Below are 25798 nucleotides of genomic sequence, written 5' to 3' on the forward strand. Positions count from 1 at the left end.
ATTTCACTGCGCGACAGTTCGTTCAGCACCATGCCGCTGCGCTCGACCGGGGCCGGGGGCGGCGGGGGTGGCGGCGCCTTCGGTGCTTCCGGCACGACGACGGGTGCGGCCACGACCGCCGGCTTCGGTGTGAAGACGGGGGCGGCAACAGGCTCCGGCTTGTCGCCGGGCATCGAGAACTTGCGCTTCTTGGTTTCGACGACGACCTGCTTGGTGCGGCCGTGCGAGAAGTTCTGGCGCACAGTGCCCTGTTCCATACCGGGGCGCTTCAGCGTCAAGGTCTTCTTCGGCGTCACACTCAGCGTATTGTCGTCACCCGATTTCGTATCGCTCATTCCATATCCTCTGCGGCATCATCTTCGTCAGCAACAGCCGCAAGCATTGCCAGATCGTCCGGGGAACCGCCCCGATACCGGTCGAGCGCAACCATGCGCTTCTGGACCGCCCTGCCCGCGTCTCCCGCGAGAACGGCAGCATGTATCACATTTGTACCCCCCAATGCCAAGCTCAACTCGGCCTCGGAGAAAAGTTTGTAGGCAAGGATAGCGGGCCCACCAAGATGGACCGTCGCCCGTCGCGCCTGGCTGATCTTGCGCACGCCGTCATCGGACGCCTCGGAAGCATGCAGCACGAAAAGCGCCAATCCGCCGCGCACCGCGCTCTCGACCTTGGTAGCACCAAGCGAAATTGCGCCTGCCTTGCGGGCAAGACCAAGCATGCCCAGAGCGTGCCTGGAAAGCAGCCCGTCGACCATGCCGCCAAGATCGGGCGGCACGACCACCTGTGCCTTGAAGGCGCGGGCAAAGAGGTTTTTCGCCGCAGCCTTGTCGATATGTAGGCGGTCGGCACTCACCCAGCAACCGCGGCCGGGCAGATTTCTCTTGATGTCGGGAACGACGGCCGAATCCGGGCCGACGACGAACCGGATCAGATCATCCGGTTCGGCTTGTTTGCGCGTAACGATGCAGGTGCGATCGTTCATCTCGTCCAAGGGCGGGTTCGGTGCGATGCGGTTTCACCTCACGCACCAACGGCTTCGTCAGCCGAGACTTCTTCGGCTGCAAGCTCGTCTTCGGTGATCCAGCCGGCCTTGAGGCGGGCGGCCAGAACCATCTGTTCGGCGTCTGCGCGGGTCACGCCATGATTGGCCAGCACGCCCGGATAGACTTTTGTCTCGCCGTCCTTGCGTTCCTTCCAGCCGGTCAGGTCGTCGGCGGCATAGCCGGCGAAATCCTCGATCGTCTTCACGCCATCCTCGCCAAGCGTCACCATCATGGCGGTGGTGACGCCGGGGATTTCGCGCAATTCGTCCGAAACGCCGAGCGCCTTGCGCTTGTCGTCGTGCTCGGCCTCGATCTTCTCCAGATATTCGCGGGCGCGGGTCTGTATCTCCGAAGCTGTGTCCTCGTCGAAACCATCGATAGAGGCGATCTCGCCGGAATCGACATAAGCGACTTCCTCAACGCTGGTGAAGCCTTCGGAGGCCAGCACCTGGCCGACCATCTCGTCGACGTCGAGGGCTTCCATGAACAGCGACGAACGCTCGACGAATTCCTTCTGGCGGCGCTCGGATTCTTCGGCTTCGGTCAGGATATCGATATCCCAGCCGGTCAGCTGCGAAGCCAGACGCACGTTCTGGCCGCGGCGACCGATGGCCAGCGACAGCTGGTCGTCGGGAACCACGACTTCGATGCGTTCGGCATCCTCGTCGAGCACGACCTTGGCGACTTCCGCCGGCTGCAGCGCATTGACGATGAAGGACGCCGCAGAAGGCGACCACGGAATGATGTCGATCTTCTCACCCTGCAATTCGCCGACGACGGCCTGGACGCGGCTGCCGCGCATGCCGACGCAGGCGCCGACCGGATCGATCGAAGAGTCCCGCGAGATGACGGCGATCTTGGCGCGCGAACCTGGGTCGCGGGCGACCGACTTGATCTCGATGATGCCGTCATAGATTTCCGGCACTTCCATGGTGAACAGCTTGGCCATGAACTGCGGATGGGTGCGCGACAGGAAGATCTGCGGGCCGCGCTGCTCGCGGCGCACATCGTAGACATAGGCGCGGACGCGGTCGCCATATTTGTAGTTCTCGCGCGGGATCAGCTCATCGCGACGGATGATCGCTTCGCCGCGGCCGAGATCGACGATGACATTGCCGTATTCGACGCGCTTGACGGTACCGTTGACGATCTCGCCGATGCGGTCCTTGTACTCGTCATACTGGCGGTCGCGTTCGGCCTCGCGGACCTTCTGGACGATGACCTGCTTGGCCGACTGGGCGGCGATGCGGCCGAAATCCATGGGCGGCAGCTGTTCGGCGATGAAGTCGCCGAGCTGGGCGTCGGGATTGCGCTCGCGAGCCGAGGAAATGGCGATCTGCGTGGCATAGTCATCGACCTTCTCGACCACTTCCATCAGCCGCTGCAGCTTCATCTCACCGGTGTTCGGGTTGATGTCGGCGCGGATGTTGGTCTCCTGACCGTAACGCGAGCGCGCCGCCTTCTGGATCGCATCGGCCATGGCGGCGATGACGATCGACTTGTCGATCGACTTTTCACGCGCGACCGCGTCGGCGATCTGCAGCAATTCAAGTCTGTTGGCGCTTACAACCATCGTTTTTCTCCCGAGCTTGTTTGCCGGACCTTTGCGCCCGGCAGCTCAATCATAGTTCCTGTTCGTGTTCTTCCGTGGCGTCCGCTTCCGCACCCGACTCGTCGTCGTCCGGTTCGCCACGGCGCTTCTTGGCTTCCTTGCGCGCCCTGTTGTCCTTCGACAGGGCATCGCGGATGAGATCGTCGGTCAGGATCAGGCGCACATCGGCAATCGCGTCATAGGGGACGCGCACCGTCGGCTCCTCGCCATAGGCTGCCTTGTCGCGCTCGATCAGCACATCGTCTTCGCCGGCTTCGGCGATCTTGCCCTTGAAGCGCTTGCGGTCGGCGACGACGATCGATGTTTCCATTTTCACCAGATGACCCGTCCAGGTCGTGAAATCCGATTTGCGGACCAGCGGCCGGTCGATGCCGGGCGACGAGACTTCAAGATGGTAGGCCTTTTCGATCGGATCATCGACATCGAGCGCCGGCGACACCGCGCGGCTGACCTCTTCGCAATCCTCGACGGTCATGGTGCCGTCCTCGCGTTCGGCCATGATCTGCAGCGTCAGCCCGTTCTGGCCCGACAGATGCACCCGCACGAGACGGAAGCCGATGCCGCGCAGAACCGGCTGGACGATCAGCGCGATGCGCGCATCGATGCCGCTTTCGCGGATGATGCGATCGTCGCCCTCGCTTGCCGTTGCAGTCATTGAAGCCCTGTCGTTCTCTACCAAGTTATCGGCAGGTAATAAAAAAGAGCGGGACCGGGTGGACCCACTCTTCGTCATACCGACCAAGAATTTGAGGCTGATATAGACGATCGCGGCCTGTGTTTCAAGCCCGCTATGCTGGTCGGGCAACGCTGCCATCGAGGTGGCCCCCGCCAGCGTTGCATGGAGCGCATGGCGCCCATGCGGCGGCCCCCATGGGATTGGCGCTGAAACGCACCTACTTACGCTGCGCTGCACAAAGGTGGCCGTGCGCCACACGTGCGCGAAAGGACATGATCATGAGCAATCGCAAGATATTTTCTGCAATAGGCGACTTCTTCACCGTATTCGGCAGCGCCGTGGCCGCTTCACGGGCCGTGGAAGCCGGTCGCAGGCCGCGCGCCGACGACCTGCGCAACCTCGGCGTCGAGCCGGCCGCCTTCGATCGCATCGGCCGCCGCTTTTAGCTTTGACGCAATTCCGGACGGAAAACCGTTTCACACTTTTCCTGGAATTGCTCTAAGACCGCGAGCTTATTTCCGAATGAAGGTAAGATAGGCCGGCCGCCGGCCCTCACGAATGGCCTTGGCCTCGTAACGGGTGCCCGGCCAACCATCATAGGGCCGGTGCCAGTCCGCCGCCTCGCAAGCCTGCCATGCGAACGCGCCATGCGCGCGGCAATGCAGCAAGGTCCAGTTGACATAAGTGTCGATGTCGGAGGCGAAGCGGAATTTTGAACCAGGCTTCAGCACGCGCGCGAACCGCTCGAGATTGACCGGGCTTACGAAACGTCGCTTCCAGTGTTTCTTCTTCGGCCAGGGGTCGGGATAGAGCAGATCGAGGCCGCCGAGCGAGGCCTGCGGCAGCCAGTCGAGCAGCCTTGTGGCGTCGTCGTCATAAACCCGCAGATTGGCGAGCGGTTTCTCGCGCACCGCCATCATCATCTTGGCCATGCCGTTGACGAAGGGCTCGACGCCGATAAAGCCGATCGAAGGCGCCTCGGTCGCGCGGTGCAGGAGATGTTCGCCACCGCCGAAGCCAATCTCGAGGCGAACCGCGCTGACATCGGTCTGAAACAGAGTTTGCAGATCGGCCGGCGGCTCGGCCGCCAGATCGAGCCGATATACACCGAAGCCGCTTTCCAGCGCGGCCGCCTGTTGCGGACGCATGGTCTTGCCGCGCCGGCGACCGAAAAAGGCTTCGGTCGCGCGGCTTGGTCTGTCCTTCGGATCCATGGCGGGACTTCGCGGCGCCGCTGTCAGGCGGCGACCGCGTCCTTGAGCGCCTTGGCGAGATCGGTCTTTTCCCAGGAGAAAGACCCATCACGGCCGGCCTTGCGGCCGAAATGGCCGTAGGACGACGTCTTGGCGTAGATCGGTTTGTTGAGATCGAGGTGACGGCGGATGCCCGACGGCGACAGATCCATCACCGTGCGCAGCGCGTCCTCGAGCTTTGCCTCGTCGACCTTGCCGGTACCATGCAAGTCGACATAGACCGACAGCGGCTGGGCGACGCCGATGGCGTAGGAAAGCTGGATGGTGCAGCGGTCGGCGAGTTTCGCCGCCACCACGTTCTTGGCCAGGTAGCGCGCCGCATAGGCTGCCGAACGATCCACCTTGGTGGTGTCCTTGCCGGAGAAAGCGCCGCCGCCATGGGGTGCGGCACCACCGTAGGTGTCGACGATGATCTTGCGGCCGGTCAGGCCGGCGTCGCCGTCCGGCCCGCCGATGACGAACTTGCCGGTCGGATTGATGTACCACATGCAATCGTCGGCGATCTTGAGGTCGCCCAGCGCCTCGCGGATATAGGGTTCGACGACCTTGCGGACCTTCTTTGAATCCCAGCTCGCATCGAGATGCTGCGTGGACAGCACGATCTGCGTCGCCTCGGCGGCCTTGCCATCGACATAGCGAACGGTGACCTGGCTCTTGGCATCCGGCCCGAGCCTGCCGGCTTCACCGCTGCCTTCGTGACGGGCAGCAGCCAGCAGTTCGAGGATCTTGTGGCTGTAGTAGATCGGCGCCGGCATCAAATCCGGCGTCTCGCGGCAGGCATAACCGAACATGATGCCCTGGTCGCCGGCACCCTCTTCGCCCTGACGGTCGGCAGCGTTGTCGACGCCCTGGCCGATGTCAGGCGACTGGCCGTGCAGCAGAACCTCGATCTTCGCCGTTTTCCAGTGGAAGCCGGCCTGCTCGTAGCCGATTTCGCGGATCGCCTTGCGGGCGACCGATTTGAACTTGGCCGGATTGACGACCGGATGGCCGGCGGCATCCTTGAGGATGTTGCCTGCCTTGTCCTTCTTCAGCAGCGTTTCCGGGACGCGCACTTCGCCGGCGATGACGACACGGTTGGTGGTGGCCAGCGTCTCGCAGGCGACACGGACTTTCCACGGGTCCATGCCGGTCTTCTTGGCTTCGCGATAGACCAGATCGACGATCTCGTCGGAAATCCGGTCACAGACTTTGTCAGGATGGCCCTCGGCAACGGATTCCGAGGTAAAGAAGTAGTTCTGCCGCGTCACGGGTGTCCCCTCTTGAAAAACGATCGGCAGGCTGCCGATTTTGGCGCGCCACGTGTTAGCGGGGCGAAGCGCCGCTCGTCAAGCGGTGCTTCGGCTCTGGCATGAATGTCGATGCCGTTATCTTGTGCCACCGGCGGCGGGGCGCCGCCGGTCCTGGCGTGATTGAGGATCAGTCGGGATCGTCGGCGGAGAGGGACTTGACCAGGTCTATGATCCTGCGGCGCACCTTGGCGTCGGCGATCTTGACAAAGGCCCGGTTGAGCTGAAGGCCTTCAGGGCTGCCGCAGAATTCGACAGCGAAAGCCATCGAAGCGTCCTCGGCAAATCCACGGCCCGCCACAGGCTCCTGGCCGGGCGCATCCTCAAAAAAGAAAGCGACAGGCACGCCGAGTATGGACGCGATCGCCTGCAGACGGCTGGCGCCGACGCGGTTGGTGCCCTTTTCATATTTCTGAATCTGTTGAAATGTGATGCCGAGGTTTTCTCCCAGCTTTTCCTGGCTCATTCCAAGCATGTTGCGGCGAAGCCGAATGCGACTGCCAACATGGATGTCGATCGGATTCGGTTTCTTCTTGTTATCTTCTGTCATTTTTTCCTCGCCGAATTTTTTCGGCTTTCTCTATTTTTTTTCCTGCCCAAACAAAGCCGGAGGCAACTGCCCCAACAGAACGATCCACCGGCTTCGAGAAATTTTCAGGCACTTACAGTATGAGTTTCTAATGTGTTGGCTGTCAATTCACCCGTAGCCTTTGCCTTACGTTCAACAGCGCTGCCCCAACGGCAAACAGCAACATGATCAGCATTCCGTTAATGCGCCGTTGGCCGGGAGATATGAGCGCCTGTCCGGAAATCGGTATGTGGGCATCGATGGCGCCGCGCGCGTCGATAGCAAGCGCATCGACGATGCGCCCGCGCGGATCGACGACGGCCGAGATGCCGTTGTTGGCGGCACGCACCAATGGCAATCCATTTTCCACCGCACGGATCTGGGCCTGCCTGAAATGCTGATACGGACCCGGCGTGTCGCCGAACCACGCATCATTGGTAACGTTCACAATAAGCTGCGCTGACGCAGCGTCAACTGCCACAAGATCGGGAAAGATCACCTCATAACAGATAAATGGCAGCGCACGGATGCCGTCGGGTAGCGTGATGGCGTGCCGCTCATTGCCGGCCGCGAAACTCATCGGCCCGGCAACCAGTTGCTCGATGCCGAAACGCTGGAGCAGATCGGCGAAAGGCAGGTATTCGCCGAACGGCACCAGGTGAACCTTGTCGACGGCGTCCGTGATTTCACCCTTGTCGTCGATCGCCACCACGGAGTTGTAGTAGCGGCTGTCGGCATTTGCGGCCGAGCCGCCTTCCTCGCGGACGACGCCGGCAATCAGCATCTGGCCGGGTCCGAGCATATCCCCCAGCGCCGTCAATGCGTCCGGACGCTCGGTGAAGAGGAACGGCACCGAGGTTTCGGGCCACAGGATCAGTTGCGGCTTTTGATGGCCTGGATCCGGCGCCTTGCCCGAGAGCCCCATCAGGACCGCGAAGATGCGGTCGCGCACCGAGGCATCCCATTTTTCCGACAGGTCCACGGCCGGCTGGACAATGCGGACATCCAGGCTGCGTGAAGCTGGCGATTCGGGAGCGGCAAGCCTGATATAGCCGAAGCCGACATGGGCAGCGACGAGCACGACAAACAGTGCCGCGCCGAGGCGCAGGTGCCGACGTGCCGCCAGCAGTGCCGGCAGTGCGAAGACGAACACCGCGAGCGCGTTCATGCCGATCATGCCCGTCACCGAGACGCTCTGCATCAGCAGCGGCACGGGCATGGCCGCGTAGCCGACGGCATTCCAGGGAAAACCGGTGAACAGGAAATCGCGCAGCCATTCCGCCAGGCCGAAGCCGAAGGCAAGGGCGGCGATGCGGCCAATGTCGTTGCTCCACAGCAGCCGGGCAACGATTGCCGCAAAGCCGTAGAAAAAGGCGAGCATGAAAGGAATGCCGACCACCGCGAAGGGAAGCGCCCAGGCAAAGCTGTCGGCCTCGACCAGCAGCGCCGAGCCGATCCACCAGAGGCCGGCGAGGAAATAGCCGAAACCGAACCACCAACCGACGGCGAAAGCCGGCCGCAGACGCCGGAACAGACTGCCTGAAGCTTCGCCGGTGGCGCCGTCGAGCAGCCAGACCAGCAGCGGGAACGAGACGAAACAGGCGGCGAAGAAGTCGTAAGGCGCCTGCCCAAGCACCGCGAGGGCGCCTGCGAGAAACGCCACGAGCGCACGCCGCCAACCCCAAAGCAGAATTATCCGGCCGGTGAGGCGCTCCATGCATACTTCCGAGTCGCGAATCAGGACACAAGATTTAACAGGCTGCGCTCCGCGCTCCAAACGGCGCATGGGCTAGCTGAGATGCACAGCTCCGGCCCTGCCTACCGGTGCCAACCCTCGATTTGAACGCCCCCCAGCCGCTCGGCCTCCTCGCGCTGAACCGAACGGATGGTCTGCGTGAAGGTCCAGACATGGCCCTCGGGGTCGCGTGCACGATACTGGCGCTCACCCTAGAACTGATCCGCCGGCTCCTGGATTATATCAGCGTCGAGCGCCCGCGCCTGCTCGCAATGCGCATCCAGGCCACCCTTCAGCCTGACATAGATCGACTGCGTGTTCTTGCCCGAGAGCGAAGCCGGGCTGGCGACGTAATCGCTCCATTCGGAATCGACGATGATGTAGCTGTCGCCGAACCGCATCTCTGCATGGATGAGCTTTCCCTCGGCATCGCTGACCACCATGCTGCGCTCGAAGCCGAAAGCCGCCTCGAGCCAGTCCAGCGCGGCATGCGGATCCTTGTAGAAAACACCAGAGCCCAGACTTGGATGCTTGAACGGGTCGTCGATAGTCATCGTGCGAGCGAAACGCTCACGCCTGTTCGGTGCGCGCCGTGGCACGCCGGCGACGCTCACCCTTCTGGCTCTGCACGATGCGCACGCGCTTGACGCGGCGCGGATCAGCGTCGAGGACGTGAAATTCGAAACCGGGTATGGCCTGCACCACCTCGCCGCGGGCCGGAACACGGCCAAGCGTGTTGAAAATCATGCCGCCGATGGTGTCGACATATTCGCCATGTTCACCGGCGGCGAAATCCCCGCCGATCATCTTGGCGACGTCGTCGATCTCGGCCTTGCCATCGACGATGAACACGCCGTCGCCGCTCTGGGTGATCATTGGCTCGTCGTCGTCATGCTCGTCCTCGATGTCGCCGACCACCATCTCGACGATGTCTTCCAGCGAGGCAAGGCCGTCGGTGCCGCCATATTCATCGATGACCAGCGCCATTTGCGTGCGCGTCGTCTGCATGCGAGCCATCAGGTCGGAGGCGAGCATCGACGGCGGCACGAACAGCACCGGGCGGATCAGATTGAGGTCGCCAATGGTGCGTGCGAGATCGACCTGGGCGAGATCGAGAACCGTGGCGACGGGTGCTTTCCTGGTCGAGCGGCCCTTCTTGACGCGCGCGATCTTGGTGATGTGGGCCAGCACATCACGGATATGGACCATGCCGCGCGGATCATCGAGGGTCTCTGAATAGACCGGCATGCGGGAATGGCCGGATTGCTCGAAGGTGCCCAGCAGATCGCCGAGCGTCGTCGTGATTTCGACCCCTTGAATGTCGGCGCGCGGTACCATGACGTCCTCGACGCGCACTTCGCGCAGCCGCAGGATGTTGTTGAGCATGGCGCGTTCGCCGGGCGAGAAGGCGCCGGCATCGCTCGTTGTCTCGGCAAGCGCGCCGGCGATTTCCTCCCGCAGGCTGGTTCCGTTGCGTTGCCTGAACAGGCCAAGAACGCGGTCGAACAGGGAGGGACCGGCAGGCGATGTCTCGCTGGCAGCGCTGCCGATGCTGGCAGCACCAGAGGTGCCGGCAGCAGCAGAGGTACTGCTAGCACCAGAGGCAACGGTACTCGGACTTGATCCCTCTTCCGACGTATCGGAAGCCTTGGTTGCACTGCCGGCGTCGGGGCGGGCGGCAGTCTCTGGTTTGTCGTTCATCGTCGTCCGGTCAATTGGTCAGATGTAGTTACGCGTAGGGGTCGGGAATGGCAAGCCTTGCAAGCGCCGCGCGTTCGACGGCTTCCATCGCCTCGGCCTCGGCCTCGGTCTCGTGATCGTAGCCCAGCAGATGCAGCAGGCCGTGGATGACGAGATGGGTGATATGGTTCTCGACAGGCTTGTCTTCCAGTACCGCTTCATGGGCGACCGTTTCGGCGGCCAGCACGATGTCGCCCAGCATCGGCGGCAACGGACCGCCCTGCGCAAACGGAAAAGCCGGGAAAGACAAGACGTTGGTCGGTTTGTCCTTGCCGCGCCAGCCGGCGTTGAGAACCTGGATATGGGCGTCGTCGGAAAAAACGAGACTGAGTTCGGAACGGCCCGCCACGCCGGTTTCGGCAAAAGCCGCCTTAACGGCCCGATCGACCAGCCGCGTCAGGCTTGCCTCGTCGGGCCAGTTGCCCGCCTCAACCGCTATGTCGATGTCGACGGGAATATTCCCGTCGCCGGATATTATGTCCTCAGGCATGAAGCCGCATCGCCAACATCAATTCTCGGCGCCGAGGCCACGCGCCAGCTTGGCGTCCCGGTCGTAGGCCCTGACGATTTCCGCCACCAGCGGATGGCGAACCACGTCGCCGTCGTTGAAGCGCACGGTGACCGCGCCCGCCACGCCGTCCAGCACCCGCAAGGCTTCGACCAGACCCGATTTGGTGTTCGAGGGAAGGTCGATCTGGGTCGGATCGCCGGTGACGATCATGCGCGAGTTTTCGCCCAGACGCGTCAGGAACATCTTCATCTGCATCGGCGTGGTGTTCTGCGCCTCGTCGAGGATAACGGCGGCATGCGCCAGCGTGCGGCCGCGCATGAAGGCAAGCGGCGCGATTTCGATCACTTCGGCGGCAATGGCGCGCTCGACCTTGTCGGCCGGCATCATGTCGTAGAGCGCGTCATAGAGCGGCCGCAGATAGGGATCGACCTTCTCCTTCATGTCGCCGGGCAGGAAGCCCAGCCGCTCGCCGGCCTCGACCGCCGGCCGCGAGAGAATGATGCGCTCGACCATGCCGCGCTCGAGCAGCATCGCCGCGTGCGCCACCGCCAGGTAGGTCTTGCCGGTGCCGGCCGGGCCGATGCCGAACACCAGTTCCGACCGTTCAAGCGCCCGCATGTAGGCGTCCTGGTTGAGCGAACGGGCATAGATCGTCTTCTTGCGGGTGGCGATCTGGGCGGCGGAGACCTTGCCCTTGCGTTCCAGCGTTGGCAGGGTCAACTGATCGTCGGCGGCAATCGCCATGCGCACGGCGCCGTCAACGTCGGACTGGCCGATATCGACGCCTTTCTGGAGAATGCCGTAAAGATTGTCCAGGGCGCGGCGCGCCTGCTCGGCGGCAGAAGCGGACCCTTTGATGGTCAGCTGGTTGCCGCGTGAGCGGATGTCGACGCCAAGCTTCTGCTCGAGCCGGGCGAGGTTTTCGTCGAACTGACCATAGAGGGCGCTGGCAAGCTTGTTGTTGTCGAAAGTCAGAACGATGTGCGCCATGTCAGAAGCCCCAGATGCCGGTACCGGGGGCAGGTTCTTCAGCTCTGCTGCGCTCAACCGTCTCTCCTCATCTGCCGAGACCCTCAGGCCAATTCGGCGAACAGGCTGTTGTAGCCCGTCTTCGTGATTCGCACCTGGATAATGTCACCGATTTCGCCGGCCTTTTCATCAACAATAACCGGCTGCAGCCAAGGTGAGCGGCCTACCTTCTGGCCGGCCTGGCGGCCGGGCTTCTCGATCAGCGTGTCGATGGTGCTGCCGATGAGGCTCAAGCCGAAGTCCTGCTGCTGCTTCACAAGCAGAGCCTGCAGCCGCTGCAGGCGCTCGTCCTTGACCGTTTCCGGCACATGATCGGCCATTTCGGCGCCTGGCGTGCCGGGGCGCGGCGAATATTTGAAGGAGAAGGCCGAGGCGTAATTCACCTGACGCACCAGCTCCATGGTCGCCTCGAAATCCGCTTCTGTCTCGCCGGGAAAGCCGACGATGAAGTCGCCGGAAAGCGCGATGTCAGGCCGGGCAGTGCGGATACGGTCGAGCAGCGCCAGATAATCCCTCGCCGTGTGCCGGCGATTCATCGCCTTGAGGATGCGGTCGGAGCCCGATTGCACCGGCAGATGCAGATAGGGCATCAACGCCGGCAGATCGCGATGGGCCGCTATCAACTCGTCATCCATGTCGCGCGGGTGGCTGGTGGTGTAGCGCAGACGCGCCAGCCCGGGGATTTCGGCCAGCCTGAACAGCAGGCGGCCAAGGCCCCACTCGTGGCCGTTCTCGCCCTGGCCATGCCAGGCATTGACGTTCTGGCCAAGCAGCGTCACTTCGCGCACCCCGGCTTCAGCCAGGCGCTCAGCCTCCGCGACAATCTGCGCCACCGGCCGGGAAACTTCGGAGCCTCTGGTATAGGGCACGACGCAGAAGGTGCAGAACTTGTCGCAGCCTTCCTGCACGGTGAGGAAGGCGGTGACGCCGCGCTTGATGACCTCGGCGCGCTTGGACTGCGGCAGATGCTCGAACTTGTCCTCGATGGCGTAGTCGGTCTCGACGATCTTTTCGCCGCCGCGCACCCGCGCCAGCACGTCGGGGAGCCGGTGATAAGTCTGCGGGCCGATGACCAGGTCGACGGCCGGCGAACGGCGGATGATCTCGGCGCCTTCGGCCTGCGCCACGCAGCCGGCGACGCCGACCAGCATCTCGCGGCCGGCCAGGGCACGCTCGGCTTTCATGTCGCGGATACGGCCGAGCTCGGAATAGACCTTTTCGGCCGCCTTCTCCCTGATATGACAGGTGTTCAGCAGCACCAGGTCCGCCTCGCCAATGGCATCGGTCGCGGAATAGCCGTCGGCAGCCAGCGCATCGGCCATACGCTGCGAATCATAGACGTTCATCTGGCAGCCATAGGTCTTGATGAAGACTTTTTTCGCTGCCGTGGAAAGCACTGCCGGCTGTCCAGCCATAGTGCCGATGTCGTCGCTTTCTATCGTGTTCAAGTCCATAAGGCGGCTTCTAACGCCTTTCCGTGACAAAAAACAGACGATTCTCGGCCCGCGCCAGCAAGGGCATGCCGGGGCTAGCGGCTCGGCCGCGGGTCGGCAAGCGCCGCCTGCATCATCTCACGCACCTGGCTTTCCATCAGTTTCGACGTCTCCTTGCGGTTCGAACCCTTGGAAAAGGCGATTGCCTCGCCGAAATGCACCTCGACGTCGAGCGCGCCCTCCGCCAGCAATACCTTGAGATGCGGCATCAAATCCTCATCGCCGATCCAGGCGGCAAGCGGGCGATGCCGGCGGCCGAGCGGCACGCCGTGCAGACGCGTATAGGCGATCGCCACCGGCTGGATGAACACCTGTTCCGCCGCGCCTTCCGAAATCGCCATCGAGGCGGCGCCGAACAGCGTGCTCTTGAACGGCAGGACCATATTGCCGTCGCCGGTCGAGCCCTCGGCAAACAGCACCATCGCATCGCCCTTGGCCATGCGGCTGGCAATCTCGCTTGCCTGGTCGCCCGACGAACGCTTGCGCTCGCGCTCGATGAACACGGTACGCTGCAGCTTCGAAAGCATGCCGATCAGCGGCCAGCCTTCCATATCAGCCCTGGCGATGAATTTTACGTCGGCAAAAGAGCCGAGCACCATGATGTCGGTCCAGGAGATGTGATTGGACGCAACCAGCAGCGGGCGCTTGTCGGACAGCGTCCCCTTGACATGGATGCGCATGCCGAGCGCCCTGATGATCAGCCTGTGCCAGATCTTGAGGATGAAGGTTTCCGGCCACCAGCCGGTCTTCATCGACAGTATCTGTAACGGCACGAGGACCAGCGAACCGGCGACAACGAGGCCCAGCGCCAGGAAAATCCTGATTTTCTTGATCATCGCCCCATCCCGGCCGTCTCGCTAGCGAAGATCGCGGCGCATGACAAGCGCGCCGGTCGGTCCGTGTTCGGCCGACCTGTAGTAATTCGGCCGCTTGCCGACCTCGCGGAAGCCCAGCCGGCGATAAAGCGCGATCGCCGCGACATTAGTCTCGTCGACCTCGAGGAACAGCGCTTCGGCGCGCTGCGCGTGCAGTTCGCGCAACACCGCGTCCATCAATTGCCAGCCCAACCCCTGCCGGCGATGCGATCGCGCCACCGCGACGGTCAGGATCTCGCCCTCGCCTGCCGCAAGCCGCGCCAGCACGAAGCCGACGGGCGGCTTGGAGCCCTGTCCGGTTTCGCGCGCGGCATAGCCGAACACGGTGTCCTGTTCGAGCAAGGCGGCAAATTCGCCATCGGTCCAGGGGCGGACAAAGTCCTCGCGATGCAGCAGCGAGACCGCCGGACTGTCGGCGATCCTCAGCGGCTCGAGCGCATAGTCCCGGCGGCGTGGTTGGAGAAAAGGTATGCGCATCTAATCTTTGTTTTCTTGTTTGACCATGATCTCTGGACAAACGGGAACCGTTGTCCGTGAAAACCGGCTTCCACTTTTCGGGATCATGGTCTGGTCCTTGAAAGAATGAACCCGGCCTGCGGCTTGGCGTCGGCGCCGCGCAGGTAGAGTGGTTTCGGCCGTTCGCCCGCGCCCTTGGCGGCAGCCAGGCGGGCGTAGGTGACAATGTCGGCGGTGGCCGTCCGAGGGCCGACATCGAATTCGCGCCCGGCCGATGCGCTGATGAGCGCTGCAGCGGTGCCGGCAAGCACCAGAGACGTTGCCTTCGCCATTGCCACCACGTCGGCCAGCGTGGCCACGGCCGGACCGTAAGTCAAGACTAACCTTTCGTCGTAAAAAGCCGCGTGGATCTCCTCACGGCCGGCATCCAGCGCCGCCAGCACGGCGCGACCGGGAAATGCCGTCGCTGCTTCGGCAGCCAGCGCCTCCAGTGTCGTCACTCCGATTGCCGGTATCTTCAGCGCCAGCGCCAGGCCACGCGCGGTCGAGACGCCGACCCGCAGACCGGTGAAGGAACCGGGGCCGACAGACACGGCAATGGCGCCAAGACCTGCATAGTCGGTTGCGCCTGCCTCCAGCGCTTCGGCGATGACCGCCATCAGCTGCTCGGCATGGCCCTTGCCGAGATCGAGCACCGAGCGGCCGAGCTCCCGCTTCGCCGTCGCGTCATAGACGCTAGCGGCGCAGAGGTTGGCGGCACAGTCGATGGCAAGCAATTTCATGAAGCAACCGGTTCGAAAGACAATTCCCTGTGCCCGCCACGGCCCGCCACCGCAAGGGGATAGTGCATAATTCGTTAAGCGGCTTCGCTTGTGGCCTATGCGGCCTGCTCGATGCGCAGCATGTGGTTGTCCCAGACATAGTCCGGTTCGGAGCGTGTCGCACCACTGCCCTCGACGATCTCGCCAGCGCCGGTGGTGGCCATGAAGCCGGTTCCATCGGGAGCCACGCCGCAGACCTCGACCAGCGCGCTGTTCGCGACGACCCGTCCGCTGGCCGCATCGAGCACGACAAGCGAGTTGCCTTCCGGCGAGGAGACCGCGACCGTGCCGGCAGCCGGATTGGCGGCGACCGAGCCTATGTAGTTGCGGAAGCCGGACAAAACGTCCTGCGGCATGTCGAGCAGTTGCAATTCCTTGCCGCGCACCGCGCGGCCGACCAGCAGCGGACGATCGGTGCCCGGGCCCCTGTACTGGCAGCCGAACCAGACCGTGCCGGACGGATCGGTGTCCATGTGGCGGATCGACAGCTGATGCAGTGCGGCCGGCAATTCGTGCTTCTCGATGAGGTCGCCGGTGACGCGGTCTATCAGCACGTAGGACGGCTTCATGGTCGCAATGTTGAGCTCGGCGCGGCCGTAATCCGGATGGGTCTCGATGCCGCCATTTGCTACCGCAATCGTCCTGCCATCGCCCAGGAGCAGAAGCTCGTGCGGACCCATTCCATAGGTCGGGAACTCGCCGACACGGCTGAATTTCGCCCGCGCATCGTAGACGCCGACGACGCCGGCGGCGTTGTCGAAGTCGTTTTCGGTGGCATAGAGCAGCGCACCGTCGGCCGAAAACACGCCATGGCCGAAGAAATGCCGGCCGGCGATGCTGGCGATGGTCAGCGGCGCATCACGGCCCGAATGGTCGAAAACCACGGCAAAGGTGCCGGGTTGCCGCGCGAAGACCACCGAGCGTTTCGATATGGGATCGAAGGTGACATCGTGGCCGCGATCGGGCAGATCGATCGCATGCAGGACTTTGCCGGCCTCGGACAGGACGGCAGCGCCAAAGCTGCCGTCGCGTTTGACGAAAGCGGTGGCGAAGACGGCGTCGGTCGAAAGCGTCGTTGCCCAGGCCGATGGCGCCATCGCGGCCATGAAGCCAACGCCTGCAGCTCTCAGGAAATCGCGGCGATCTATCAGCGGGGTTTTCAATTCAGTCCCCATCCAGCGAGGAGAAGCCTGCGGTCAGGCCGAATTCAGCGGTCAACCTGGTCCCGATCAGGGTCGACAGGCTGGAGGTGATCAGCGCGAAATGATCGAGCTTGTCGCGCAATGCCGGATCGGCAAGCGCCTTGTCGATTGGACCGCTGACGGCCTTGGCGGTGGCGACATCGTTGACCAATTGGATGTGGATCGCTTCGGCCATCCAGCGCGCATCGGCCGGCAGGGCGTCGCCAAGTTTCGAGGCCTGGAACAGCGTATCGATGCCGGAGAGATTGCCGGCCAGTGACGCGGTGGTGTTTTGCGAGCGCCAATAGATCGCTTGTTTCGGCTTGTCCGCGTCCGGCTTGCCGCCGAAAAACCCTTTCAGGCGCACGTCACGCACCATTTCCAGCTCGTTGATGAAGACGCCGACCAGTTCGGTCACCGCTTCATTGCCGTCGCGGTAGAGCGGGTTCTGCGGCCCCGGATTGGCCCAAAGCGCTGCAAAGCCGTCCGGTTTGTTCCAGGCGGCGCTGACCTCGCCGGCCATGGTTTCGATGTTGCCGGCAACAGCAGTGCCATAGGCGCAGCGGTAGGAATCATCCTTGCCGGCCAGTGCATCGGCGCCGTCGCCGTAAAGCACGAACTCCAGCGCGCCCAGCCCCTGCATGGCGACGCTCTTGCCGGCCAGCTGTGCCGGATCTGTGGCGGTTGGATCCTTCGCCGACAGCGCCGCCTGCACCTGCTTCAGGCCAATGCTCTTGCGATCCGGCCAGAACAGCATGCGTTCCAGCCGGTTGTTCTCCTTGATCGGCCCGAAGCCGATGATTTCGGCTGACGACCAGGCATAGACGGTGGCGGAGAATTCGGCGCGTGCGGCATCGAGCTCTCCTTGCGAGGGCGTGACGCACAGCTTGCGCATGGATCCGGTCAAGGCTTCCGCATGCTCGTGCAGGCCGGCATAGGCCGGGCGGACGAAGCCATCGATCGCCCGCTGGATGATGTCGGAGGCTTTGACCGCCGCCGACGCAGGGACAACGCCCAGCAGGGCCAGCGGAAGAGCGAAAAACAATGCAGAACGCTTGAACATCACAGTGACTCCAGGAATTTGAGCAATGCGTCACGCTCGGTCGCGTTAGCGGCGGCAAAACGGTCGCGCGCTTTCTGCGCCTCGCCGCCATGCCACAGGATCGCCTCAGCCAGGCTGCGCGCGCGCCCGTCATGCAGAAAGAAGGAATTGCCGTTGACTGTCTCGGTCAGGCCGATGCCCCACAGCGGCGGCGTGCGCCACTCATTGCCCGTCGCATCGCCCACGGCCTGGCCATCGGCCAGATCAGGCCCCATGTCGTGCAGCAGGAAGTCGGAATAGGGCCAGATCAACTGGAAGGCCTGCGCCTTATTGGGCGTATCGCGGCGCGTGACGAATTTCGGCGTATGGCAGGCAATGCAGCCGATCTCGTAGAATGTCTTTTTGCCCGCGAGCACGTCCGGCCGGTCGAGGTCCCGGCGCGACGGCACGGCCAGGTTCTGCGAATAGAAGGTGACGAGATCCATCACCGGCGGCGGCGCCTCGACCGGGCCAAGACGCTGCTGCACGCCGTTCGGCATGGCGAGGCATTTTGCCTCCGCAGCAGTGCAATCGCCCCAATGCCTCGGCTCTTCGAGCGTCGAGATGCCGATGTCGCCGGCAAAGGCATCCGCCGCCTGCTGGCGGATCGACGCGGTCTGCGCCTTCCAGCCGAAGCGGCCGAGCGTCAGTTCCCCGTTCAGGCTATCGCGCACGATGTTCGGCCTGCCGGAAATGCCGTCGCCGTCCCTGTCGTCCGGATCGGCTTGGGCGAGAATATCAGACGGCGCGATCTGTTCGATCAGGCCCAGGCCGATCATCGGCGGGGTCAGGCGCGGCGACAGTGTGGTGCGTGGGTCAAGCGGCCCGTAGCCAAGGCCGTCAACCGAATAGCTCGGCTTGCGCAAGGAGATCACAGCGCCGTCCGTCAGCTCTACCTTACGTTCCTGATAGTCGATATGCATCCTGCCTTCACCGGGCAGGCCGGGTACGGCGAGCTCCTGCAATTGCCTGCCGTAGACCGGGTCGGGGAAGTTGAGCACCTCATGGTCGGCAAGCGCCGCCTTCTCTTCCACGCTGCTGGCGTCGCGGGCCAGCCGCAGGAACATCGACGTGGTGCCGGCGTCGCCTTGCGGCGGGCGGCCGCGGCCGTCCTTCAGATGACAGTTCTGGCAGGCACGTTCGTTGAACAGCGGGCCGAGCCCGTCCGACGCCTGCGTCGAGGATGGCGACGAGACCCAGTTCTTGCGGAAAAGGGCATTGCCAAGCTTGAAGTCGCCCTGTTCCTCGAAGGTGAGGTTGGCCGAGGATTGCGAGAAGGAATCGCGGCTGACGTCCTTTCGGGACGTGCCGGCGCCACCTTGCATCAGTTCGAACGGCTCTGGCCTGGAAAAATCCGTGGTCGGCCTGGTGACGGCGATGGCGCGCGCCTGATCCTTCGCATTGAGGTCGGTGCGCGTGGTAGCGAAGCCGGCCGGCTGAAGATCACCCGCCATCGCCGAAGAGGTAAGCGCCAACACGAGCATGACACAGCGCCGACGCGCCAATCCGGCTGGCGTCTTCTCAGGGGGCGGCGAGCCATTGGCCCGCCGCGAGCGGCGCACGAATTCTAGCAGGCGCCGCATTCCCGCATGCCCTTACTCCGCCTCGTCTGCCGATGCGGCGTTGAGCTGGCCGTATTTCTCCTCGCCGATCGAGGCAAGCAGGTCGAGCTGCGTCTCAAGAAAGTCGATGTGACCCTCCTCGTCGGCCAGCAATTCCTCGAACAGCTTCATCGTCACGTAGTCGCCGGCGTCGTTGCAGATTTCGCGCGAACGCTTGTAGGCGGTACGTGCGTCATATTCTCCGGCAAGGTCGGATTCGAGCACTTCCTTGACGTTCTGCCCGATGCGCAGCGGCGCCACGGACTGCAGGTTCGGATGGCCTTCGAGGAAGATGATGCGGGCGACGAGCTTGTCGGCATGGTGCATCTCCTCGATCGATTCCGCCCGCTCCTTCTTTGCCAGCTTCGCGTATCCCCAGTCCTCAAGCAGACGGAAATGCACCCAGTACTGATTGACGGCCCCAAGCTCCAGAAAAAGGGCCTCGTTAAGCCGCTCGATGATCTGCGGATCGCCTTTCATGAATTCTGCTCCCGTATTGGATGCGCAGGCCTCTGACGCGATCCAGGTGTGAAACGACATCCACGCCGCTCGCCTCCGAGCGGGCGTGGTAGTTTTCGGTGACCCGAATGATCGTTTCCACCACATTTGGGAAGCAGCCGCAACAGCGACCGCGCTTTTGCATTGCATGATAGATCTTCGCCGGCACGATCAACTGCCAGGGATCCTGGTCCAGCAGCCCGACGATCGTCTGCTCGATCTCCTTCTCGGTGATGATGTTGCAATGACAAATCAGCATTGGCTTGCTCGGCTGGCTGACGGCGTCTCCCGCGCCGTGTGGCTTGATCTTCTGGCGGAGGCCGTTCCAAAGCCGGTTGTCCGGCTCCGGGTCAGTCTCCGTCGTTTACCCCTTACTTGAACACCTTGTCCGGCGCGTCGAGGCTGTCGGACCCTTCGAAGGCGATGGTGCTGAGCTTCAGGGAGCCGACGGCGCGCTCAATCGACTTGGTCTGATCGATCAGCGCATCGATCGCCGCCTGGACGGTGGCATTGCCCTCAATGTTGCCCTCGGCGATCTGCTGGTCATAGGCCTCGCCGGCCAGTGCACGCGCCTTGATCGCCTCCATCTTGGCGACCGAAACATCGAGCTTGTCAGACAGTTCCTTGTCGATCGCCGGGTCGGCCGCCTTCACCATATCGGCCACCGAAGGACCCGAAACGATGGTGCCGTCGAGACGCGTGTAGCTCGCATGATAGGCCGCGCGAATGCCGATGGCGTCGTAGAGATGCGAATTGTAGGTGTTGTCGGAGAAGCAATCGTGCTCCTCTTCCGGATCATGCAGCAGTAGGCCGAGCTTCATGCGCTCGCCGGCCAGTTCGCCGTAGGACAGCGAGCCCATGCCGGTGAAGATCGTCGAGATCGCCGTGTTCGGCTCGCCATCGACAAGAGCCTTGCGGGCGGCGCCGTCTTCCTTCCAGTTGCCGACCATCTCCTGAAGATCCGAAACCAGAAGGTCGCTGGCCGATTTCAGATACTCGGCGCGGCGGTCGCAATTACCGCCGGTGCAGTTCTTGAGGTCGTAGTCGGTGTCGGGGCGCTCGCCGGCACCCGGGCCGGTGCCATGCAGGTCCTGGCCCCAGAGCAGGAATTCGATGGCGTGATAGCCGGTGGCGACATTGGCCTCGATGCCGCCGGCTCCCTGCAGCGTGCCGGAGAGGAATTCCGGCGAAAGCTTCGATGCATCGACCTTCTTGCCGTTGATCTCGATCTCCTTGTTGGCGATCACATTGGCCGTGTAGAGCGCGTTCGCGTCCGATTCGGTGCCGTAGCTCTTGGCGACATAGTCGATCAAGCCTTCATCCAGCGGCCAGGAATTCACCTTGCCTTCCCAGTCGTCGACGATCTTGTTGCCGAAGCGGTAGACTTCGGTCTGCTGGTAGGGAACGCGCGATGCCTTCCAGGCGTCACGGGCAGCGTTGAGGGTTTCCACCGATGGCGTGGCGAGCAGCGCGTCGACCGCCTTGTCGAGCGCCTGCGCGGTGGTCAGCGAATCTTCGTATTTCGCGAGCGCGATGTCGGAATAGGTCTTGATGACCGCCTTTACATCGGTTTCCGCCTTTGCCGGCAACACGAATACCGCCGCCGTCAGCAGGGCAGTGGCGCCGATCGCCGCAAGCCTGCTGCCATATCGTGCTGTCATGATCACTCTCCAGTTTCTCGGAAATTCTGTAAACGGCGCGCGCAGCAACCGGCGCCAGGCCATCTGCGGGCCATTGGGCGCAAGAGATGCCGCGCCATCGCGCGGTTCGCGGAAGAAAGACACCAAAATGCCTCCAATCGAAAGGGTTCAAGGCCCAGACATTAAAGGGATGCGCTGACGCGCGAGCTTCCATAAAGCTGCGACACCGTCGGATGTCAATGACAATCCGCAAGAAAAGTCAATCGAAACAACAGTTTAGAATTATTCTAAACTGCGACTGTCAACTTTATGCATTTTCCTGCACCGGTCTTGCCGCTGAACTGTGCGATTGACAGCCGCCATCCCGGATGCGACCCGCAAAAGCTCGCTTGCAGCGGTGCCAGACAATTGCCATCTGGCGGAACATCCTAGGGTAGAATCGGGATTGAGTGCGATGAAGAACGGTGTGGTCATTGTCGGCGCGGGTCATGCGGGCGTGCAAGCGGCCGCAAGTCTGCGCGAGGACGGTTATGACGGACCGGTAATCCTCGTCGGAGATGAGGACGAACTGCCCTACCACAAGCCGCCGCTGTCGAAGACCTTCATCAAGGATGCCGAGGCCAAGCCACAACCCTTGCGCGGCGAGGCCTTTTACACCGGCAGCGCCATCGACTACCGGCCTGGCGTCAGGATCGATCGCATCGATGCCGGACGCCGCAGTTTGGATATTGCCGGCGGTGGTGCGCTTGCCTTCGACCACCTGATCCTGGCGACAGGCTCGCGCCCGCGCACGCTGCCGCTGCCCGGTGCCGATCTGTCCGGGGTGCTGTCGCTGCGCTCGCTGGCCGATGCGCGGCTGATTCGCGACCTCAGCGCGCAAACCGACGAAGTCGTCATCCTCGGCGGCGGTTTCATCGGGCTGGAGATCGCAGCCACGTTGAGGGCCGCCGGCCGCACGGTGACAGTGGTCGAGGCGGTGGACCGGCTGCTCGGCCGCGCCGTGGCGCCGGTGGTGGCGAGCCACGTCCGGCAACGGCTGGAAGCGACGGGCGTGCGCATCCTCACCGGCACCTCGATCGCCGGGCTCGAAGGCGAAAACGGTCATGTCGTGGCCGCGATCACCTCGTCAGGCGAAAGACTGCCGGCGCGCATGGTCATTGTCGGCATTGGTGCCGTGCCGAATGTCGAACTGGCACAGGAAGCTGGCCTCGGCATCGCCAACGGCATCCGCGTCGATCACCAGATGCGGACTTCGGTGCCGGAGATTCTCGCTATTGGCGATGCTGCCTCTTACCGTCACTGGTTCACCGGCGGCGACGTGCGGCTGGAATCGGTGCAGAATGCCACCGACCAGGCGCGGCTTGCCGCGCGCACGATATCAGGCCATGCCGACGCCTATTCTGCGGTGCCATGGTTCTGGTCCGACATCGGCGACATGAAGCTGCAGATGGTCGGCCTGACCGCCGGCGGCGACAGCCATGTCGTGCTGGGCGGCCTTCCCGACAACAAATTCTCGATCTACCACTATGCCGGCGACCGGCTGCTCGGCATCGAATCGGTCAACCGTCCGGGCGACCATATGCTTGGCCGCAAGATGTTGGGCGCCGGCTTCTCGCCGACGCCGCAGACGGTGGCCGCTGGCCCCGAGGGGCTGAAAGCGGCACTGGCTGCTTTCCTCGAGAATGAGCCCGCCAGAGCGGCGGGATAATTCCGTCCCTCAGGCGCGGCACCTTACTGATCAGGCGGCGCAGACTTCGCGGATCGAGCTTTCCAGAATGTCGAGTGCTTCGTTCATGACTTCGTCCTGGATGGTGATCGGCGCCAGGAAGCGGATGACGTTGCCGTAGACGCCGCAGGTCAACAGGATCAGGCCCTTGTCGAGCGCCTTCAACCGGATCGCATTGGCGATCTCGGCTGAGGGCAGGCCCTTCTTGACGTCGTTGAACTCGACCGCGTTCATGAAGCCGAGACCTCTGATGTCGACGATCTCGGGCACGTCGTCGCGGATCGACTGCAGCCGCTGTTTCAGCCTTGCGCCCAGCGTATTGGCGCGGTCGCACAGCTTTTCATCCTCGATCACGTCGAGCACGGCGTGCGCCGCGGCAACGCCGATCGGACTGCCGCCATAGGTGCCGCCGAGCCCGCCGGGGCCGGGCGCATCCATGATTTCGGCGCGGCCGGTGACCGCCGCCAGAGGAAAGCCGCCGGCCAGGCTCTTGGCCATGGTGGTGATGTCGGCGGCCACCTCATGGTGATCCATAGCAAACATCTTGCCGGTGCGGGCAAAGCCGGTCTGCACTTCGTCGGCGATCAGCAGCATGCCGTGCTGGTCGCAAAGCTTGCGCAGCGCAACCAGGAAATCCCGCGGCGCGTCGTAGAAGCCGCCCTCGCCCTGAACCGGCTCGATGATGATGGCGGCGACGCGCGCCGGATCCACATCGGCCTTGAACAACCGGTCGAGCGCCGCCAGCGAGTCGGCGACCGAGACACCGTGCAGCGGCACAGGAAACGGCGCATGGTAGACATCGCCCGGCATGGCGCCGAAGCCGACCTTGTAAGGCACGACCTTGCCGGTCAGCGCCATGCCCATGAAGGTGCGGCCATGGAAGCCGCCGGCGAAGGCAATGACCGCCTGACGGCCGGTGGCATTGCGGGCGATCTTGATGGCGTTCTCGACAGCCTCGGCCCCGGTGGTGACGAAGATCGTCTTCTTCTCGAACTTGCCGGGCAGCATGCCGTTCAGCCGTTCGGCCAGGCGCACATAGCTCTCATAGGGCACCACCTGGTGGCAGGTGTGGGTGAAGCGGTCGAGCTGTGCCTTGACCGCCTCGATCACCCTGGGATGGCGATGCCCGGTGTTGACGACGGCGATGCCCGACGAGAAATCGATATAGCGACGCCCCTCGACATCCCAGATTTCCGAATTCTCAGCCCGGTCGGCATAAATCTGCGTGGTCATGCCGACGCCGCGGGAAATCGATTGGTTCTTGCGTTCGGAAATGGCTGAATTCTTCATCGTATCCCTCACCGGGCCGGCGCCCGTCCTGTTTGATGCCGTTGAGATGTCTTCTGACCTTATTTCACGTTTTCCTCAAGTCGGCACCACCGGCAGGCGATTGGGCCTGCGGTGGGCAGATCCCGGCGCTTAGCCAGTCGGGCGATACACGTACGAGACCGGTTTCCTTTTCCCGGGGATCGACTATCCTCTGGATGGCCGCGAGGCACCGCGATCAGCGAGCGGCCCGCGGTCGGGAGAGCCCATGAGCAGGAACGTGACTTCGCCCGTCTCGCAGCCATCGGTCAAAGCTCCCGGTCTTTTGTCTTTTCCAGCCGCCCCGGCGCTTTTCGCCTGCACGGCGGCGCTGCTTCTGGCCGGCTGTCAGAAGCAGGAAGCGGCGGACAAGAAACTGCAGATCATGGTGCGCACCGAAACGGTGGCGATGGCCGACTATGCGCCAAGGACTTCGCTGACCGGGGTGATCGCGGCGCGTACGCTGAACAATCTGTCGTTCCGGGTCGGCGGTCGCGTCGCCGAACGGTTTGTCGATGTCGGCCAGCATGTCGATCAAGGCACGGTGCTCGCCCGCATCGACCCGCAGGAGCAGGAATCCGACCTGCGCTCGGCGCAGGCCGATCTTGATGCAGCCAAGGCGCAACTGACCCAGTCCGTTGCCGCCTTCGAGCGGCAGAAAACGCTGCTGGCGCAGGGCTTCACCACCAGGCGCGACTATGACGCCGCGGACCAGGCCCTGAAGGTGGCACAAGGCAGCGTCGAAGCCGCGCAGAGCGCTTTCTCCAACGCCCAGCAAAACCTGTCCTTCACCGAGCTCAAGGCCGGTGCCGCCGGCGTGATCACCGCCCGCCAAGTCGAAACCGGCCAAGTGGTGCAAGCCGCGCAAACCGTCTTCACCGTCGCCGAGGACGGCGACCGCGACGCGGTGTTCAACGTGCAGGAGACGCTGATCGCCAAGACACCGGCATCGCCTGCGGTGACGATCACGCTGTTGTCCGATCCGCAGGTCAGGGCAACGGGCAAGGTCCGCGAAATCTCGCCTGCGGTCGACCCGGCTTCGGGCTCGATCCGGGTCAAGGTCGCCATTCCCGACACGCCCGCCGGCATGCCGCTGGGAGCAGCCGTCATCGGCTCGGTAAGCGCCAAGCCGGCGAAGGCGATCCTGCTGCCCTGGCAGGCGCTGACGTCCAGCGGCGGCAAGCCGGCGGTCTGGATCGTCGATCCCTCGACCAAGGCGGTGACGATGGCGCCGGTCGAAGTGCTGGCGTTCAATTCGGGCACGGTCGTGATCGCCAGGGGACTGGACGAAGGCCAGAGCGTCGTCACCGCTGGAGGACAGCTGCTCAGCCCTGGACAGACGATCGAGATATCGGGAGCGGGCCAATGAGCCGGACGCCGCGCATCCTGCTCGGCGTGCTCATGCTCGGCGCGCTGGCATCCTGCTCCAGGTCGGAGGAAAAGCCGCCCGAGATCATCCGGCCGGTGCTGTCGATGGTGATCGAGCCGCGCACCACGCAAGTCTTCGGTTTTGCCGGATCCGTCGAACCGCAGGTCAGCGCCGATCTGGCCTTCCGTCTGCTTGGCCGGGTCGTCTCGCGCGACGTCCAGGTCGGCGACATCGTCAGCAAGGGCACGACGATAGCGGCACTCGATCCGACCGCGCTGGAGTTGTCGCTCCAGGCG

25 protein-coding genes and 2 pseudogenes are annotated in these 25798 nt (G+C 63.4%); 4 read left to right on the plus strand and 23 right to left on the minus strand.

Annotated elements, in window-relative coordinates; genetic code table 11:
- The 4 genes from EN949_RS15735 to rimP form a co-directional block, all read right to left on the minus strand.
- The coding region (locus tag EN949_RS15735; protein ID WP_206534951.1) for a translation initiation factor IF-2 associated domain-containing protein at nucleotides 1-335 on the minus strand (335 nt) is incomplete at its 3' end.
- Entirely contained in the window at nucleotides 332-982 is a 651-nt protein-coding gene (locus tag EN949_RS15740; protein ID WP_024503463.1) for an RNA-binding protein, read from the minus strand. The genes EN949_RS15735 and EN949_RS15740, both read right to left, overlap by 4 nt.
- A 38-nt stretch (nucleotides 983-1020) precedes the next feature.
- Nucleotides 1021-2616 carry a transcription termination factor NusA gene (gene nusA / locus EN949_RS15745; protein WP_013527896.1) on the minus strand — a complete coding sequence of 532 codons (1596 nt, stop codon included), beginning with the start codon at nucleotides 2614-2616 and terminating at the stop codon, nucleotides 1021-1023.
- Nucleotides 2617-2665: 49 nt separating this feature from the next.
- Complete coding sequence (rimP, locus tag EN949_RS15750) at nucleotides 2666-3310, minus strand: ribosome maturation factor RimP (protein WP_013527897.1); 645 nt, start codon at nucleotides 3308-3310, stop codon at nucleotides 2666-2668.
- Nucleotides 3311-3609: 299 nt separating this feature from the next.
- Here rimP and EN949_RS15755 point away from each other — a divergent pair, with 299 nt between their 5' ends.
- The gene (locus tag EN949_RS15755) at nucleotides 3610-3777 is read left to right on the plus strand and encodes a hypothetical protein (RefSeq protein WP_013527898.1); all 168 of its coding nucleotides are present in this window, start codon (nucleotides 3610-3612) and stop codon (nucleotides 3775-3777) included.
- A 66-nt stretch (nucleotides 3778-3843) separates the two neighbouring features.
- Here EN949_RS15755 and EN949_RS15760 read toward each other — a convergent pair whose 3' ends face one another.
- The 18 genes and pseudogenes from EN949_RS15760 to EN949_RS15845 form a co-directional block, all read right to left on the minus strand.
- Entirely contained in the window at nucleotides 3844-4545 is a 702-nt protein-coding gene (locus tag EN949_RS15760) for a tRNA (guanosine(46)-N(7))-methyltransferase TrmB (RefSeq protein WP_024503462.1), read from the minus strand.
- A 23-nt stretch (nucleotides 4546-4568) separates the two neighbouring features.
- On the minus strand, nucleotides 4569-5834 hold the full coding sequence (gene metK, locus EN949_RS15765) for a methionine adenosyltransferase (RefSeq protein WP_024503461.1): 1266 nt from the start codon (nucleotides 5832-5834) through the stop codon (nucleotides 4569-4571).
- A 169-nt stretch (nucleotides 5835-6003) separates the two neighbouring features.
- Nucleotides 6004-6423: a helix-turn-helix domain-containing protein gene (locus EN949_RS15770; RefSeq protein WP_013527901.1), complete on the minus strand. Its 420-nt coding sequence runs from the start codon at nucleotides 6421-6423 to the stop codon at nucleotides 6004-6006.
- 142 nt (nucleotides 6424-6565) lie between these two features.
- Complete coding sequence (lnt, locus tag EN949_RS15775) at nucleotides 6566-8158, minus strand: apolipoprotein N-acyltransferase (RefSeq protein WP_063169993.1); 1593 nt, start codon at nucleotides 8156-8158, stop codon at nucleotides 6566-6568.
- A gap of 101 nt (nucleotides 8159-8259) precedes the next feature.
- A pseudogene (locus tag EN949_RS15780) lies at nucleotides 8260-8730 on the minus strand (VOC family protein).
- 16 nt (nucleotides 8731-8746) lie between these two features.
- A complete protein-coding gene (locus EN949_RS15785; RefSeq protein WP_063169992.1) occupies nucleotides 8747-9877 on the minus strand; it encodes a hemolysin family protein in 1131 nt (376 codons plus the stop codon).
- Nucleotides 9878-9905: 28 nt separating this feature from the next.
- Nucleotides 9906-10406, minus strand: coding sequence for an rRNA maturation RNase YbeY (gene ybeY, locus EN949_RS15790; RefSeq protein WP_013527905.1), 501 nt, complete (start codon nucleotides 10404-10406; stop codon nucleotides 9906-9908).
- 18 nt (nucleotides 10407-10424) lie between these two features.
- Nucleotides 10425-11417 carry a PhoH family protein gene (locus EN949_RS15795; protein WP_023758127.1) on the minus strand — a complete coding sequence of 331 codons (993 nt, stop codon included), beginning with the start codon at nucleotides 11415-11417 and terminating at the stop codon, nucleotides 10425-10427.
- An 83-nt stretch (nucleotides 11418-11500) separates the two neighbouring features.
- On the minus strand, nucleotides 11501-12871 hold the full coding sequence (gene miaB / locus EN949_RS15800; RefSeq protein WP_244514371.1) for a tRNA (N6-isopentenyl adenosine(37)-C2)-methylthiotransferase MiaB: 1371 nt from the start codon (nucleotides 12869-12871) through the stop codon (nucleotides 11501-11503).
- Nucleotides 12872-12984: 113 nt separating this feature from the next.
- Entirely contained in the window at nucleotides 12985-13785 is an 801-nt protein-coding gene (locus EN949_RS15805; protein ID WP_063169990.1) for a 1-acyl-sn-glycerol-3-phosphate acyltransferase, read from the minus strand.
- 21 nt (nucleotides 13786-13806) lie between these two features.
- Entirely contained in the window at nucleotides 13807-14301 is a 495-nt protein-coding gene (gene rimI / locus EN949_RS15810) for a ribosomal protein S18-alanine N-acetyltransferase (protein ID WP_024503455.1), read from the minus strand.
- A gap of 83 nt (nucleotides 14302-14384) precedes the next feature.
- The gene (gene tsaB / locus EN949_RS15815; RefSeq protein ID WP_127366417.1) at nucleotides 14385-15062 is read right to left on the minus strand and encodes a tRNA (adenosine(37)-N6)-threonylcarbamoyltransferase complex dimerization subunit type 1 TsaB; all 678 of its coding nucleotides are present in this window, start codon (nucleotides 15060-15062) and stop codon (nucleotides 14385-14387) included.
- Nucleotides 15063-15157: 95 nt separating this feature from the next.
- Nucleotides 15158-16264 carry a DUF1513 domain-containing protein gene (locus EN949_RS15820; RefSeq protein ID WP_063169987.1) on the minus strand — a complete coding sequence of 369 codons (1107 nt, stop codon included), beginning with the start codon at nucleotides 16262-16264 and terminating at the stop codon, nucleotides 15158-15160.
- A gap of 1 nt (nucleotide 16265) precedes the next feature.
- Nucleotides 16266-17345 carry an imelysin family protein gene (locus EN949_RS15825; RefSeq protein WP_127365568.1) on the minus strand — a complete coding sequence of 360 codons (1080 nt, stop codon included), beginning with the start codon at nucleotides 17343-17345 and terminating at the stop codon, nucleotides 16266-16268.
- A complete protein-coding gene (locus EN949_RS15830) occupies nucleotides 17345-18946 on the minus strand; it encodes a di-heme oxidoredictase family protein (RefSeq protein WP_063169985.1) in 1602 nt (533 codons plus the stop codon). Before EN949_RS15830 ends, EN949_RS15825 begins: the two co-directional genes overlap by 1 nt.
- 12 nt (nucleotides 18947-18958) lie before the next feature.
- Nucleotides 18959-19444, minus strand: coding sequence for a bacterioferritin (gene bfr / locus EN949_RS15835; protein WP_013527914.1), 486 nt, complete (start codon nucleotides 19442-19444; stop codon nucleotides 18959-18961).
- A complete protein-coding gene (locus EN949_RS15840) occupies nucleotides 19410-19721 on the minus strand; it encodes a (2Fe-2S)-binding protein (protein WP_013527915.1) in 312 nt (103 codons plus the stop codon). The genes bfr and EN949_RS15840 overlap by 35 nt, the downstream gene beginning before the upstream one ends.
- Before the next feature lie 112 nt (nucleotides 19722-19833).
- The gene (locus tag EN949_RS15845; protein ID WP_063170455.1) at nucleotides 19834-21123 is read right to left on the minus strand and encodes an imelysin family protein; all 1290 of its coding nucleotides are present in this window, start codon (nucleotides 21121-21123) and stop codon (nucleotides 19834-19836) included.
- A gap of 433 nt (nucleotides 21124-21556) precedes the next feature.
- Here EN949_RS15845 and EN949_RS15850 point away from each other — a divergent pair, with 433 nt between their 5' ends.
- Nucleotides 21557-22810: an FAD-dependent oxidoreductase gene (locus tag EN949_RS15850; protein ID WP_063169984.1), complete on the plus strand. Its 1254-nt coding sequence runs from the start codon at nucleotides 21557-21559 to the stop codon at nucleotides 22808-22810.
- Nucleotides 22811-22840: 30 nt separating this feature from the next.
- Here the strand turns inward: EN949_RS15850 and EN949_RS15855 are convergent, their stop codons facing one another.
- Nucleotides 22841-24118, minus strand: coding sequence for a 4-aminobutyrate--2-oxoglutarate transaminase (locus EN949_RS15855; RefSeq protein ID WP_013527918.1), 1278 nt, complete (start codon nucleotides 24116-24118; stop codon nucleotides 22841-22843).
- Nucleotides 24119-24362: 244 nt separating this feature from the next.
- Between EN949_RS15855 and EN949_RS15860 the strand changes: the two genes are divergently transcribed.
- Together EN949_RS15860 and EN949_RS15865 are read left to right on the plus strand one after the other, a co-directional pair.
- Entirely contained in the window at nucleotides 24363-25502 is a 1140-nt protein-coding gene (locus EN949_RS15860) for an efflux RND transporter periplasmic adaptor subunit (RefSeq protein ID WP_063169983.1), read from the plus strand.
- Nucleotides 25499-25798: pseudogene (locus tag EN949_RS15865) on the plus strand (biotin/lipoyl-binding protein); the annotation flags it as partial. The gene EN949_RS15860 and the pseudogene EN949_RS15865, both read left to right, overlap by 4 nt.

Origin of the sequence: Mesorhizobium sp. M7A.F.Ca.US.007.01.2.1 (assembly GCF_003998165.1) — a bacterium.
GTDB classification, from domain to species: domain Bacteria; phylum Pseudomonadota; class Alphaproteobacteria; order Rhizobiales; family Rhizobiaceae; genus Mesorhizobium; species Mesorhizobium ciceri.

Coding starts and splice junctions, on each gene's coding strand:
- bfr (WP_013527914.1), bottom strand. CDS start 19,444: ATGAAAGGCGATCCGCAGATCATCGAGCGGCTTAACGAGGCCCTTTTT.
- EN949_RS15760 (WP_024503462.1), bottom strand. CDS start 4,545: ATGGATCCGAAGGACAGACCAAGCCGCGCGACCGAAGCCTTTTTCGGT.
- EN949_RS15845 (WP_063170455.1), bottom strand. CDS start 21,123: ATGACAGCACGATATGGCAGCAGGCTTGCGGCGATCGGCGCCACTGCC.
- lnt (WP_063169993.1), bottom strand. CDS start 8,158: ATGGAGCGCCTCACCGGCCGGATAATTCTGCTTTGGGGTTGGCGGCGT.
- nusA (WP_013527896.1), bottom strand. CDS start 2,616: ATGGTTGTAAGCGCCAACAGACTTGAATTGCTGCAGATCGCCGACGCG.
- EN949_RS15850 (WP_063169984.1), top strand. CDS start 21,557: ATGAAGAACGGTGTGGTCATTGTCGGCGCGGGTCATGCGGGCGTGCAA.
- EN949_RS15855 (WP_013527918.1), bottom strand. CDS start 24,118: ATGAAGAATTCAGCCATTTCCGAACGCAAGAACCAATCGATTTCCCGC.
- EN949_RS15805 (WP_063169990.1), bottom strand. CDS start 13,785: ATGATCAAGAAAATCAGGATTTTCCTGGCGCTGGGCCTCGTTGTCGCC.
- EN949_RS15840 (WP_013527915.1), bottom strand. CDS start 19,721: ATGCTGATTTGTCATTGCAACATCATCACCGAGAAGGAGATCGAGCAG.
- miaB (WP_244514371.1), bottom strand. CDS start 12,871: ATGGCTGGACAGCCGGCAGTGCTTTCCACGGCAGCGAAAAAAGTCTTC.
- EN949_RS15825 (WP_127365568.1), bottom strand. CDS start 17,345: ATGTTCAAGCGTTCTGCATTGTTTTTCGCTCTTCCGCTGGCCCTGCTG.
- ybeY (WP_013527905.1), bottom strand. CDS start 10,406: ATGCCTGAGGACATAATATCCGGCGACGGGAATATTCCCGTCGACATC.
- EN949_RS15755 (WP_013527898.1), top strand. CDS start 3,610: ATGAGCAATCGCAAGATATTTTCTGCAATAGGCGACTTCTTCACCGTA.
- EN949_RS15795 (WP_023758127.1), bottom strand. CDS start 11,417: ATGGCGCACATCGTTCTGACTTTCGACAACAACAAGCTTGCCAGCGCC.
- EN949_RS15785 (WP_063169992.1), bottom strand. CDS start 9,877: ATGAACGACAAACCAGAGACTGCCGCCCGCCCCGACGCCGGCAGTGCA.
- rimP (WP_013527897.1), bottom strand. CDS start 3,310: ATGACTGCAACGGCAAGCGAGGGCGACGATCGCATCATCCGCGAAAGC.
- EN949_RS15740 (WP_024503463.1), bottom strand. CDS start 982: ATGAACGATCGCACCTGCATCGTTACGCGCAAACAAGCCGAACCGGAT.
- rimI (WP_024503455.1), bottom strand. CDS start 14,301: ATGCGCATACCTTTTCTCCAACCACGCCGCCGGGACTATGCGCTCGAG.
- EN949_RS15860 (WP_063169983.1), top strand. CDS start 24,363: ATGAGCAGGAACGTGACTTCGCCCGTCTCGCAGCCATCGGTCAAAGCT.
- EN949_RS15830 (WP_063169985.1), bottom strand. CDS start 18,946: ATGCGGCGCCTGCTAGAATTCGTGCGCCGCTCGCGGCGGGCCAATGGC.
- tsaB (WP_127366417.1), bottom strand. CDS start 15,062: ATGAAATTGCTTGCCATCGACTGTGCCGCCAACCTCTGCGCCGCTAGC.
- EN949_RS15770 (WP_013527901.1), bottom strand. CDS start 6,423: ATGACAGAAGATAACAAGAAGAAACCGAATCCGATCGACATCCATGTT.